Origin of the sequence: Herbidospora solisilvae, assembly GCF_009901565.1 — a bacterium.
Taxonomy (GTDB): domain Bacteria; phylum Actinomycetota; class Actinomycetes; order Streptosporangiales; family Streptosporangiaceae; genus Herbidospora; species Herbidospora solisilvae.
In genome coordinates, this window is the sequence record NZ_WXEW01000005.1 from 221560 (window position 1) to 233426 (window position 11867).

Annotated in this window: 11 protein-coding genes; 7 read left to right on the top strand and 4 right to left on the bottom strand. The window is 73.3% G+C overall.

All coding sequences use genetic code 11. From position 1 onward, the window contains the following. Nucleotides 1-46: 46 nt before the first annotated feature. The 5 genes from GT755_RS17875 (at nucleotide 47) to GT755_RS39670 (ending at nucleotide 3039) form a co-directional block, all read left to right on the top strand. The gene (locus GT755_RS17875) at nucleotides 47-373 is read left to right on the top strand and encodes a PadR family transcriptional regulator (protein ID WP_161480831.1); all 327 of its coding nucleotides are present in this window, start codon (nucleotides 47-49) and stop codon (nucleotides 371-373) included. Next, nucleotides 370-726, top strand: coding sequence for a DUF1048 domain-containing protein (locus tag GT755_RS17880; protein ID WP_161480832.1), 357 nt, complete (start codon nucleotides 370-372; stop codon nucleotides 724-726). The genes GT755_RS17875 and GT755_RS17880 overlap by 4 nt, the downstream gene beginning before the upstream one ends. Nucleotide 727: 1 nt before the next feature. Continuing rightward, entirely contained in the window at nucleotides 728-1039 is a 312-nt protein-coding gene (locus tag GT755_RS17885; protein WP_161480833.1) for a DUF1048 domain-containing protein, read from the top strand. After that, the gene (gene mobA / locus GT755_RS17890) at nucleotides 1036-1854 is read left to right on the top strand and encodes a molybdenum cofactor guanylyltransferase (protein WP_202610181.1); all 819 of its coding nucleotides are present in this window, start codon (nucleotides 1036-1038) and stop codon (nucleotides 1852-1854) included. The genes GT755_RS17885 and mobA overlap by 4 nt, the downstream gene beginning before the upstream one ends. Before the next feature lie 408 nt (nucleotides 1855-2262). Beyond that, nucleotides 2263-3039, top strand: coding sequence for a nickel/cobalt transporter (locus GT755_RS39670; protein WP_161480834.1), 777 nt, complete (start codon nucleotides 2263-2265; stop codon nucleotides 3037-3039). Nucleotides 3040-3041: 2 nt separating this feature from the next. On the opposite strand, the gene GT755_RS39675 is transcribed toward GT755_RS39670, so the two are convergent. Next, nucleotides 3042-3941: a tyrosine-type recombinase/integrase gene (locus GT755_RS39675; protein WP_161480835.1), complete on the bottom strand. Its 900-nt coding sequence runs from the start codon at nucleotides 3939-3941 to the stop codon at nucleotides 3042-3044. Between the two features lie 175 nt (nucleotides 3942-4116). Between GT755_RS39675 and GT755_RS17905 the strand changes: the two genes are divergently transcribed. Continuing rightward, nucleotides 4117-4422, top strand: a complete 306-nt coding sequence (locus GT755_RS17905) for an STAS domain-containing protein (protein ID WP_161480836.1) — start codon at nucleotides 4117-4119, stop codon at nucleotides 4420-4422. A 39-nt stretch (nucleotides 4423-4461) separates the two neighbouring features. Here GT755_RS17905 and GT755_RS17910 read toward each other — a convergent pair whose 3' ends face one another. The 3 genes from GT755_RS17910 to GT755_RS17920 form a co-directional block, all read right to left on the bottom strand. Beyond that, a complete protein-coding gene (locus GT755_RS17910) occupies nucleotides 4462-5256 on the bottom strand; it encodes an alpha/beta hydrolase (protein WP_161480837.1) in 795 nt (264 codons plus the stop codon). Between the two features lie 31 nt (nucleotides 5257-5287). Continuing rightward, the gene (locus GT755_RS17915; protein ID WP_161480838.1) at nucleotides 5288-8068 is read right to left on the bottom strand and encodes a helix-turn-helix transcriptional regulator; all 2781 of its coding nucleotides are present in this window, start codon (nucleotides 8066-8068) and stop codon (nucleotides 5288-5290) included. Between the two features lie 74 nt (nucleotides 8069-8142). Continuing rightward, nucleotides 8143-10854, bottom strand: a complete 2712-nt coding sequence (locus tag GT755_RS17920; protein ID WP_202610182.1) for an ATP-binding protein — start codon at nucleotides 10852-10854, stop codon at nucleotides 8143-8145. A gap of 94 nt (nucleotides 10855-10948) precedes the next feature. Here GT755_RS17920 and GT755_RS17925 point away from each other — a divergent pair, with 94 nt between their 5' ends. Then, nucleotides 10949-11866, top strand: coding sequence for an alpha/beta hydrolase (locus GT755_RS17925; protein WP_161480840.1), 918 nt, complete (start codon nucleotides 10949-10951; stop codon nucleotides 11864-11866). Nucleotide 11867 lies beyond the last annotated feature (1 nt).

Below are 11867 nucleotides of genomic sequence, written 5' to 3' on the forward strand. Positions count from 1 at the left end.
ACCAGTACTCGGTGCTACTAAGTACCGACGGAGGTGAGGATCCTCGATGGACGACCTGACGGAGATGTTGAAGGGCACGCTGGAGGGCTGCGTGCTGGAGATCATCGGCAGCGAGGAGACCTACGGCTACGCCATCACACGCCGGCTGAACGACCTCGGCTTCACCGACGTCGTCGAAGGGACGGTCTACACCATCCTGCTGCGGCTGGAGAAGAAGGGGCTCGTGCAGGTCACGAAACGGCCGTCCGGGGTGGGACCGCCCCGCAAGTTCTACACGCTCAACGCGGCCGGACGCGGCGAGCTCGCGACGTTCTGGGCGAAGTGGGAGTACGTCACCTCGCGGATCGAGAAGCTCAGGGAAGGCGGGAGATGAACCTCTGGGACACCGTGACGGGCAACGACCTCACCAGGGAGTGGAAGACGTTCGCGGCCCGCGCCGGGAAACTGCCCGCCGACTGTCAGGCGGCGTGGGAGCAGATCCAAGGCCATCTCTTCCTCTACGGAGACTTCACGGGCCGGAACCTGATGCCGATCCTCGACGGCGCTCTGGGGCTGCTCGAAGAGACGGCGGCCGACGGGCGGACCGTCCACGAGGTGCTGGGCGACGACATCCCCGGCTTCTGCGCGGCGCTCGCCGGCGGAGAGGGGGCCCGCACGTTCCGCGACCGGTGGCGGGCGCAGCTGAACAGGAACGTGGCGAGGAAACTGGGGCGGCTAGGAGGCTGACGTGGGCATTCAGGACATTATCGAGGGCAAGCGGCAGTGGCGGGCGCATGTGGCGCGGGTCAAGGCGCTGCCGCCCGACTACCAGATCGTCTACAAGGAGATGCAGCGTTACTTCTTCAAGGTCGGCCCGGTCGAGTTGCACGACGGGACCCTGCTCTCGGGGATCCTCGACTTCTTCGAGGAGGGGGTCACCGAGGGCAAGGGGGTCCTGGAGCTCACCGGTGACGACGTCGCGGCCTTCTGTGACGACCTGATCAAGGACTCGCGCACCTACGCGGAGATCTACCAGGAGTCCATCGGCGGAACCGCGTGACACTGCGTTCGGAACGGCCGGCGGCCGCGGGCGTCGTGCTCGCGGGCGGGCGGTCCAGCCGGATGGGACGCCCCAAGGCCTGGCTGGAGTGGCACGGCTCGACCCTGCTCCACCGGGCCGCCGCGGTCCTCGCCCGGTCGGTCGCCGGTCCGGTCGTCGTGGTGGCCGCCCCCGGGCAGGAGCTGCCGCCGCTGCCCCCCGACGTCTCGGTGGTCGAGGACCCCGTCGAGGGGCTGGGGCCCATGCAGGGGCTGGCGGCAGGGCTCGCGGCGGTGGCCGACCGGGCCGGGGCGGCGTTCGTGTGCTCCACCGACATGCCGTTCCTCCACCCGGCCTTCGTCCGCCGCGTGCTGCGCGCCCTGCCCGCCGGGGCGGACGTCGTGCTCCCGGTGGCCCGGGGTTTCCGGCAACCGCTGGCCGCCGCCTACCGGACCTCCCTGGCCCGGCTGATCGACGACCTCCTGGCCGAGGGCGACCTCCGGCCCGGCATGCTCTTCAAGCACTGCGAGGTCGTCCAGCTCGACGACGGGCAGTTGCTGGCCGACGCCGAACTGGCCCGGCTCGACCCGGCGCTGGAGAGCGTGGTGAACGTCAACTCCCCCGACGACTACGCGATGGCGCGTGCGCGGCCGCAGCCCGAGATCGTGGTGGAGCACGACCGCCGGCCGCACCGGGTCCGGTCCGCCACCCTCGGGGCCGCCGCGACCGCCGTCGGGCTCGGCCTGCACCGCGACGTGGTGGTCACCCTCAACGGCGATCGGGTGACCCCCGACGAGTGGCTGCCTCTGGTGACAGGGGACACCGTCACTTTCTGAGCGCTGGTCGCGCTGATCTTCCAGCAGCCCCGGCTGGCCGTCGACCCCCGGCCCACCCTGCGCGAGATCGCCGAAGAGCCCCTCCACGCCACCGGCCGGCGCCGGCGTCCTCGCCGTCACCCACGACGAGGAGCTGACCCACCGCCCGGAGGCCTCACCGTGCGCATGTCGTAAGTCTTCATTCACTGGTCACCGGCTGGTCGCACACCCGCTGACCGCGCCTGGCTGAATGTGACCGCTCGCTCTTCCGGGGCCGCGACACTCCACCTGAAGATCACGAGTCGGAAATGGTTGGCTTCGTGCAGGAGATCGCGTGAACTTCCCCACCCGTGCGCGGGCGGGCCTCGCCGGGCCCGCCTCCGCGCACCCCTTCGGCGTGCTGCGGGCGCGGCGCCGGAGGAGGCCGGCATGACGGGCCTGAACGGCATCGACAGCCGGTTCGTCGCGTTCTTCGACGGCGGCGGGGCCTTCTGGCTGGCCCTGGCCATCGCCCTGGGCGTCGGCGCGATGCACGCCGTCGCGCCCGGCCACGGCAAGAGCGTCACCGCCGCCTATCTGGTCGGCACCCACGGCCGTTACCGCGACGCGGTCCGGCTCGGCGTCATCGTGGCGGTCATGCACACGTTCTCCGTGCTGGTGCTGGCCCTGCTCTGGGTCGGCGTCTCCGGGGTCGCCGGAGTGGGCACGGAGTCGATCACCGCCTGGATGCAGGTGGTGGCCGCCGTCGTCGTGATCGGGGTCGGTATCCACCTCGCCGTCCGCCACCTCCGCCGGCGGGTGCACGTCCACAACCACGGGCACGGACATGGCCACGGACATGGCCACGGACATGGGCACGGGCACGAGGCCACCGACCCTTGGTCGCGCAAGGGGCTCATCGCGCTGGCCCTGTCCGGAGGGCTGCTGCCGTCGCCGTCGGCCTTCATCGTGCTGGTCAGCGGGCTGCTCACCGGGCGGGCGCTCGACGCGGTCGTGCTGGTCCTGGTGTTCGGGTTCGGCATGGCCTGCACGCTGACCGCGGTGGGCGTCGCCACGATCCGGGGCCACGGCCTGCTCACGCGCGGGATTCGAGGCCGTTCGGCGGCAGCCGCCGTGTCGGCGTGGACGCCGGTGGTGGCGGGCGTCGCCGTCACGATCGCCGGCTGTCTCTACCTGGCGGGCGCGGTCTCCGTCCTGGCCGCCTAGCGTCAGACGTCGGTGATCAGGGAGTTCAGCACGGCCTCCCCGTCGACCTTGGTGGTCAGGCCGTAGCGGCGGGTGCTGTCGAGGGAGCCGAGGCCGAGCAGTTCGGCGACCAGAACCGGGTCCCGGCCGTCGCGGACCAGCTGGGCGGCGAAGGTGTGGCGGAGGATCAGCGGGTTGACCGGCTCGTCGGGGTCGGCGAAACCGGCGATGACGTCGCGGGCCGCGCGGTCGCTCAGGCGCCGGCCCCGGTGGTTGAGGAACAGTGCCGGTTCGGCGTCGGCGCCCTTCCACCCGGCGCGGGCCTCCAGCCAGGCGGTCAGCACCTGGCGCAGATCGGGGTGGAGGGGCATCCGGCGGGACCGGCCACCGGCCCGGACGGTCAGGCCGTCGGGAGCGACGTCGCCCGCGTCGAGGCCGACGACCTCGGAGATCCGCAGCCCGGCGAGGTAGGGCAGCAGGGCGATGGCCCGGTCGCGGGGGTTCGCGGTGAGCCTGACCCGGCCGAGGTAGCGGCGGATGCGCGGGCCGTCGAGGGTGCGGGGGACCGGATGGCGGACCGAGCGTTCGCGGCGGATCTCCGGCCGGCCGACGCCGCGGCGGGCGTAGAAGTCGTCGAGGGCCGACAGGTAGGTGTCGATCGTGGTGGGGGCCCGATCGGCGCTCTTGAGGTGGCCGCAGAAGGCGCTCACTGCTCCGGCCGCCGTCGCCGGGTCGGTCAGCGGGTCGCCGTCGAAGGTCCGCCCGGTCAGCCACGACAGGTATGCGCGCAGGCGGGAGAGGTATTTGGCCTTGGTGGAGCCGGCCAGGGAGGCGGGTTCCAGCGCGGCCGCGTAACCGGCCAGCGCGGTCGCCAGCTCGGCCGACAGCAGGACCGTTCGAGACCGGGTCTTTCCGCTTGCCACGCCTTAAGTCTACTTCCGGAAACACGACATACCGGAAGTCCTGGGATATGGTGAAGAGACCGAGGACTTTTCGAGCGTTGGCACTCAGGTCGGCGTCGCCCCCGGCGAACCATGACCGAGTCACCCCGGGTACGGGGCCTTCGGCCGTCTATACGACTCACGAGGAAGTTCCGTCATGACCGTGCTGGGAACCACGGCGCCCACGATCCTCCACCTGTCCGGGGACATCGACGTCTGCACCACACCCGACATCCGCCGGCGGATTCTCGGCGCCCTCGACCAGACCGTCGAGGTGCTCATCCTGGACCTGTCCGAGGTGACCTTCTGCGGCGCCGGGGGGCTCGGCCTGCTGCTGCACGCCCAGGGCAGGGCCCGATCGCGGGGCGTGACCCTGGCGTTGACCCGCCTCACCCCGCAGATGACCAGACTGCTGGAGATCACCGAGCTGAGCGACCGCTTCCCGATCCTGGCCGAGAAGTAGCCCGGCCAGGACCGTGAAGGCCCGGGTCCTCCCGTCGTGTCACTTCGCGTGGTCGAGGGCCCAGTCGAGGACTTCGTCGGCGATGGCCTCCCAGCCGGGGGCGGCGGGGAGCAGGTGCGGGTAGCCCTCGTAGTGCTTGAGCTCGGTGATCGTCTTGGACTTGTAGTGCTTGGCGTTGGATGCCTGGACGGCCGGAGGCATGATGTGGTCCTCACTGGCCGACACGAACAGCAGCGGGGCGCGGTCGTCGTTGTGGTAGTCGACGGCGACGGCCTGCTTGCCGGGCTGGAAGTTGGCCAGGACGCTGTCCCACAGGATGCGGCCCGAGACGGGGATGGAGTAGCGCTCGTAGAGGGCGCGCGACTCGTCTTCGGGGAAGGTGTTGGTGAAGGCGTACCTCCACTGGTCGTACTCGATCGGCACGGCCTTGTGGTGGTTGGCCGGGCTCTTGAGGACCGGGAAGGTCGACTTGACCTGGCTGAGCGGGACCACCCGCACGCCCTCGGTCGGGGCCGAGCACAGTGCGACCCCGGCCGCGCCGTAACCGTGGTCGAGCAGGATCTGGGTGAACGCGCCGCCGGCCGAGTGGCCGATGATGATCGGCTTGCTGTCCAGGCCGTCGAGGATCTTCTCGAACTTCTCGATGATCTGCGGGACGCGCAGGTCGACGATCGGCGTCGGGTCGGCGCGCAGGGCCTCGACCTCGACCTCGAAGCCGGGATAGCCGGGGGCCAGCACACGGAAGCCCTTGGCCTCGTAGCGTTTGACCCAGTGTTCCCAGCTCCGGGGTGTTACCCAGAAGCCGTGGACGAGGACGATCGTGTCGGGTCTCATGTCGGTCGGTCTCCATTCGGTGTGGGCGTTCTCAGCCCGTGTCTTCGAGGACTTCTTTGAGCTGGCGGCGGGAGCTCACGCCGAGCTTGCGGAAGATCTTGCGCAGGTGGTAGTCGACCGTGCTGACCGACAGGAAGAGCTGCGCGGCGATCTCGGGGTTGGTGGCGCCGCCCCTGGCCAGGACGGCGATGGTCAGCTCGTGGGGGGTGAGGTCGGAGCCGGGGCCGCCCGAGCGGGCGCGGGGTTGCTCGCCGGTGGCGGCGAGTTCCGTCCGGGCGCGGGCGGCGAAGCCCACCAGGCCGTTGCGCTCGAAGATCGTGAGCGCGGCGCGCAGCTGGTGGCGGGCGTCGCGGCGCCGTCTGCGGCGGCGCAGCCATTCGCCGTACAGCAGGTGCGCGCGGCCCAGGTCACCTGGCGCGCGCAGGCCGCCGAGGAGGTCCAGCGCCCGCCGGTACAGCGGTTCGGCGTGGTCGCCGTCGGCCAGGAGGGCCTCGGAGTAGGCCAGCACGCCCAGCGCGCGGGGCGCGCCGCTGGCGGTGGCGCGGTGGGTCAGGGTCTCCAGCGTCTCCTCGGCCAGGATCCGGTCGCCCGAGCGGAGCGCCGCCTCGACCAGGTCGGGCAGCAGGCGGGAGTGCACGGCCATGTCGTCGCCGTCGACCAGCGTGCGCAGGAGGGCGCCCGCCTGGGCGTACTCGCCCCGGCTCAGTGCGATCAGCGCCCGGCCGACGCGGCCCTGCGCCTCCACCGCGCCCGCCCCGAGCGCGGCCGAGGCCTCCATCGTGCGGGCGAGCCGGGTCTCCAGGTCGCCGACCTCGCGCCGGGCCAGCAGTTCGGGATGGCGGTAGACCTCCCACAGGTCCTCGCTGGCGCCCATCGCCGAACGGATCTGGTGGCACTGGACGATCAGCGCGTCGGCCCGGTCGAGGTCGCCCAGGACGGTCTCCTGCATCGACCAGGCGTACAGCGACGCGTCGAGGCTGAACAGGGAGCCCGTCCGGCGGGCCACCTCGCCGGCCCGCCGGATGACGGCTCGCTGGGTGTCGTCGTCCCACAGGACCATGACCAGCGTGGTCGTCAGGATGGACTTGAGCAGGACCTCGTCGTCGGAGGTCGCCGGGTCGAGCACCCGTTCGGCCGCGCGCCGCAGGTGGGGGACGGCCGCCTCGTAGCCGTCCAGGACCAGGACGGCGAAGGACGTGAGCACCGGGTCGGTGGTGTCCAGCGCCCGCGCCGCCTCGGCGATCTCGGTGAGGCTGGTGCCGGTCGTCAGGTGTCCGGAGGTCACCGCCCGTTCGGCGGCCCGCAGCACCGCGTCGCTCGCCAGGTCGGGGGCGGCTCCGGCGAACGCGCGGGCGGCCTCCATGAACACCGCGGGGGCGGTGCCGAAGGCGCCCGGCAGGCCCAGCGAGTGGGACGCGCCGCCCCGCACGATCAGGGCGCGGCCCCGCGTGACGTCGTCGAGGGCGTCGTGGTCGAGGGTGTCGAGCAAGGTAAGGGCCTGCACGGGCGCGCCGCCGATGAAGGCGGCCTCGGCGGCGGCGACCCGCCGCCGGTCGCGGCGCGGGCCCCGGGGGGTGAGTTCGGCGGCCCTGGCCAGGTAGGCGGCCCGTGCGGCGAAGCCGCCGCGCGCGCCCGCCCGGTCGGCGGAGCGTTCGAGCTCGGCCGCCACCCGCTCGTCGGGGAGCAGGCACGCGGCGGCCAGGTGCCAGGCCCGCCGGTCGACGTCGGCCGGGCGTGTGGTCGCCTCGGCCAGCGCGCGGTGGGCCTGCCGGCGCGCCACGCTGGTCGCGCCGCCGTAGACGGCCGAGCGGATCAGGGGATGGCGGAACGCCGCGGTGACGCCCACGCAGAGCAGCCGGGCCGACTCGGCCGGGCCGGTCGCCGCCTGCCGCAGTCCCAAGGTGTCGGCCGCGGCGGTGATGTAGCCCAGGTCGCCGCCCGGTTCCGCGGCGGCCAGCAGCAACCAGGCCTGCGTGTCCGGCGGCAGGTCGCGCACCTGCCGGAGGTAGAGCTCCTCCAGCCTGCTGCCGATCGGCAGCGGGTCAGGCAGCGAACGGCCGCCGCTGAGCTGCTCCGGCGACAACTCCCGGCCCAGGTCGCTGAGGGCGAGCGGGTTGCCCGCCGTGGCGGCGACGATCCGGACGGCCACCCGTTCGTCGAGGGTGCCCCCGACGGTCGCGCGCAGCAGCTCCAGCGCCTCCGGCTCGGGCAGCCCGGTCACCTCGGTCACCGGCAGCCCGGCCAGGCCCGGCAGTTCGGCCCGCATGGCGAAGACCAGCCCGATGCCCTCGGCGTAGGCCCGGCGGGCCACGAAGGCCAGCACCGTCAGCGACTCGCCGTCGAGCCACTCCGCGTCGTCGACGCAGACGAGGATCGGCCGGTCGGCGGTCACGTCGGCCAGCATGCTCAGCGTGGCCAGGCCGACCAGGAACCGGTCCGGAGGCGGCCCCTCGGCCAGCCCGAACGCCACCCGCAGGGCACCGGCCTGCGTGGGCATCAGCCGGTCGTGCCGGTCGAGGAACGGGATCAGCAGGCGGTGCAGCGCGGCGTACGCGAACGCCGCCTCCTCCCGCACCCCCGCCACGCGGACGACCCTGGCCGAGTGCGACGCCTTCTCCGCGGCGTAGTCGAGCAGCACGGTCTTGCCGATGCCGGCGTCACCACGCAGCAGGAGCACGCCGCTGAAGCCGTCGCCGAGGGTGGCGACCAGACCGTCGAGCGCCGCGCGCTCCTCGGCGCGTCCGACGATCACACTGTCGATCACACCGTCGATCACACTGCCGATCACACTGGGCGTGCCGCCCGGCACCATGCTCAGCACCCTTCCCGAAGCGCCGACTCCCGGCGTCAGCGACGCTATGCGCCGTCGCCGCCGGGCGGCATCCGTCAGCCGACGTACGCTGACGGACCCAGGGCGTCGCGCAGTTGCCCGCGCGCGGTGATGCCGAGCTTGCGGAACAGCCGGTAGAGGTGGGTGCTGACGGTGCGGTGCGACAGGTAGAGCTGCTGGCCGATCTCCCGGTTCGACAACCCGCCCGCCGCCAGCCGGGCGATGTGCAGCTCCTGGGGCGTCAGCCGGTCGATCCCGCTGGAGACGCGCAGGTCGCTGACCTCGCCCGCGGCCCGCAGCTCCTGCCGGGCCTTCTCGCCCCACGCGAGCAGGCCGAGCGCGTCGAAGGCGTCGCGCGCGGTGCGCAGCGGCACCCGCGCCTCCTGGATCCGGCGGCGGCGCCGCAACCAGACCCCGTAGGCGAAGGTCAGCCGGGCCCGGCCGATGGGCAGGGCCGACTGGTCGGCGTTGAGAGCCTCCCGGTACAGACCTTCGGCGTCGGCGTCGTCGGCCAGCAGCGCCCGCGCGTGGCGCAGGCCATGGTGCAGAAGAGGGACGGGGGTGCGCCGGCCGAGCTCCTCCGCCTCGGCGACCAACGACGTGACCTCCTCCCGGTGGGCGGGCAGCGCCGCCTCGACCAGGTCGGTGAGGGCCCACAACCGGGTCACCGGATGGAAGGCGACGTCGGTGGGGTCGAACAGCCGCCGCAAGTGGGCGTAGGCGTCCTCGTGCCGGCCGGCGCAGAGCGCGATCACGCCCCGGGCGTGCTCGATGAGCGCCACATTGGAGCTGTTGGCGCGGGCTCCGAGCGCACGCTCGCCCTCCGCCGCCAGGGCGAGGCCGTGCGTCTCCTCGCCCCGGAACGCCGCGATCATCGCCTGCCCGACGTAGGCGGAGGTCTGCCAGCGGGCCTGGCCGGTCTCCCGGGCCAGCCGCTCGGCCTCCTCGGCGGCCAGCAGCGCGCCGGGCAGGTCGCCGCCGTAGATCAGACTCCACATGAGCGAGACCAGGGCCTGGGCCAGCAGCCCCAGCCGTCCTTGTGCCCGCAGATCGGCGACGGCCGCGTTGAGGAACGGCATCGCCAGGTCGTAGGCGCCCACCGCGCCCCCCGCCACGCCGAGGATGCGCGCGACGGGGGCCTCGAAGCGTGTGTCGCGCAGGCTCTCCAGGCGTTCGATCACCAGGCCGCCGCTCTCGATGGGGCTGACGGTGGCGAGGATCTGCAGCAGCTCCGGGTCGTGGGGGCCGGTGGCCAGGCGTTCGGCCAGGGTGACGACGCGTTGCCGCAGCTCCCAGCCGGAGTCGGTCCACCAGCAGCGCAGCGCGGCGGCGCGCAGGAAGTTGAGCGCGAGCGTGCGGTCGGCGACGTTCTCGGCGGCGGCGATGAGCCGCAGGATGCGGGGTGGTCCCTCGTTGCGGTTCTCCTCCAGCACCTCCTTCAGCCAGGCCAGCCGCGCCTGCTGGCGTTCGCCCTCCAGCTCGGGTTCGGCCAGCGCGATCAGCTCGGCGATCTGGCCGGTCCGGCCCAGCTCGAAGGAGAGTTCGGCGGCGCGCAGCAGCCGTTCGACCCGGTCGCCGGGGTCCTCGCTCACCTCGGCGGCGCGGCGCAGCGCCGACACCGCCACGGTGATCGCGCCGCGCCGCCGGGCCCGGTCGGCGACCTGGTCCAGCTCGGCGGCGACCGAGTCGTCCTGGTGGGCGATGGCGGCGGCGCGGTGCCAGGTTCTGCGGTCGGGGTTGCCGGCGTGCACCTCGGCCAGCGCGGCGTGCACGGCCAGGCGGTCGGCGGGCCCGGCCTTCTGGTAGATGGCCGAGCGCACCAGCGGGTGGTGGAAGTGGACGCCGTCGGAGTCGGACCTGACCAGCCCGGCCTCCACGGCGGGGATCAGCGCGTGGGCGGTCGTCCCGGCGCCCGAGACGATGGCGGCGGCCTTCAGCGCGGCGGTCAGGTCAGGCTCGTCGTTGGCGGCGGCCAGCAGCAGCAGCCGGGTGCCGGGCGGCAGCAGCGCCAGGCGGGCGGCGAAGGCGCGCTCCAGACGTGCGGTCAGCGGCAGGAACTCCACGTTGCCGGTGCTCGCCGCCGCCAGCGCCCGGGGCAGTTCGACCAGCGCCAGCGGGTTGCCCGCCGCCTCGGCCAGCACCCGCCAGCGCATGCCCACCGGGAGCGCGGGGGCCCGCGAGTCGAGCAGCGCCCCGGCGTCGTGCGGCCCCAGCCCGGAGAGCCGCAACTCGGCCAGGTCGCTGTCGTCGAGGCTGGTGGGGTGGCCGTCGCGCACGGCCAGCAGCAGCACGATCGGTTCCGACCGCACCCGTCTGGCCACGAAGCCGAGCACTTCGGTGGTGGGCCGGTCGAGCCACTGCACGTCGTCCACGATCATCAGGAGCGGCCGCTGGGCGGCCGCCTCGCCGAGCAGGTTGAGCACGGCGAGCGCGATGAGGAACGGTTCGGGGGAGCTCACGTCCACCATGCCGAAGGCGCCCAGCAGGGCGTCGCGCTGCCGGACGGGCAGGTCGTCGGCGGATCCGAGCAGCGGATGCACGAGCTGGTAGAGCCCCGCGAACGGCAGGTGCGTCTCGCTCTGGACGCCGGAGGTGCTCGACACCGTCACCTCGCCCGCCCGCGCGCGGGCCGCCGCGACCGCCAGCAGCGCCGACTTGCCGATCCCGGGCGCGCCGCGCACGACCAGCGCGTCACCCTGCGCCCGGATGCCGTCGACGAGCGCTTCGAGGCGCGCGGTCTCGGCGCCGCGCCCGATCAAGGAGTTCACTGGCCGGCTCCTCCCAAGATCGCCATGCAATTGTCTCAGACATACGTCACGTGACGAATGTCCGAAGCGCTGACTCCTCTTAAGGTCAACCGTCATGCGCAGACCCGTGCTGGAGCCCGCCGCGAGAGCGCTGGCCGACGCCACCGCCCAGCCGCCCTTCCTGTACGGCATGCCGCCCGAAGAGGCCCGCACCGCCATCCGCGACCTCCAGCGCCCCGAGATGCTGGTGCCGGGCGTCACCCGGGAACACCTCGACGACGCCAATCTGACGATCTTCCGCCCGGAGGGCGCCCCCGGCCCGCTCGCCGTCGTGGTCTACCTGCACGGCGGCTGGGTCTTCGGCGGAGAGCACAGCCACGGCCGGCTGGCCCGCGAACTGGCACTGGGCTCCGGCGCGGCCGTGGCGTTCGTCCACTACAGCCGCTCGCCCGAGGCCCGCCACCCCGTGGCCCTCCACGAGACCCGCGCCGCCCTCGACTGGCTGCGCGTGCACGGCCGCGCCCACGACCTGGACGCCACCCGCATCGCCGTCGCCGGGGACGCCGAAGGCGGCGCGCTGGCCGCCGCGCTGGCCCTGCTCGACCGGAAGGGCCTGGCCGGGCAACTGCTGCTGTGTCCCGCCACCGACGCCTCGTTCGACACCGGCTCCTACCGGGAGTTCGCCGAGGGCTACTTCCTGCGCGCCGCCGACATGCGCCAGGCCTGGGACCAGTACCTCGCCGACCCGGCGCACCGTACGGAGACGACCGCCAGCCCCCTGCGGGCCCCGGCCCAGGAACTGGCCCGGCTCCCGGCCGCCCTGGTCATCACGGCCGAGGCCGACGTGCTGCGGGACGAGGGCGAGGCCTACGCGGCCCGGATGCGCGCGGCCGGCGCCACGGCCACCTCCGTACGCTACGACGGGGTGATCCACGGGTTCGTCGTGCTCAACGCGCTGCGTGGCACCCACGCCGCCGCGATGGCCATCGACCAGGCCGGGCGCTTCCTGGCCCACATCCTGCAGAGGAAGTGAT

What these genes read in the sequence shown, in the direction of transcription:
- GT755_RS17875 (WP_161480831.1), top strand. Translation starts at nt 47, where the DNA reads ATGGACGACCTGACGGAGATGTTGAAGGGCACGCTGGAGGGCTGCGTG.
- GT755_RS17880 (WP_161480832.1), top strand. Translation starts at nt 370, where the DNA reads ATGAACCTCTGGGACACCGTGACGGGCAACGACCTCACCAGGGAGTGG.
- GT755_RS39670 (WP_161480834.1), top strand. Translation starts at nt 2,263, where the DNA reads ATGACGGGCCTGAACGGCATCGACAGCCGGTTCGTCGCGTTCTTCGAC.
- GT755_RS17905 (WP_161480836.1), top strand. Translation starts at nt 4,117, where the DNA reads ATGACCGTGCTGGGAACCACGGCGCCCACGATCCTCCACCTGTCCGGG.
- GT755_RS17910 (WP_161480837.1), bottom strand. Translation starts at nt 5,256, where the DNA reads ATGAGACCCGACACGATCGTCCTCGTCCACGGCTTCTGGGTAACACCC.
- GT755_RS17915 (WP_161480838.1), bottom strand. Translation starts at nt 8,068, where the DNA reads ATGGTGCCGGGCGGCACGCCCAGTGTGATCGGCAGTGTGATCGACGGT.
- GT755_RS17925 (WP_161480840.1), top strand. Translation starts at nt 10,949, where the DNA reads ATGCGCAGACCCGTGCTGGAGCCCGCCGCGAGAGCGCTGGCCGACGCC.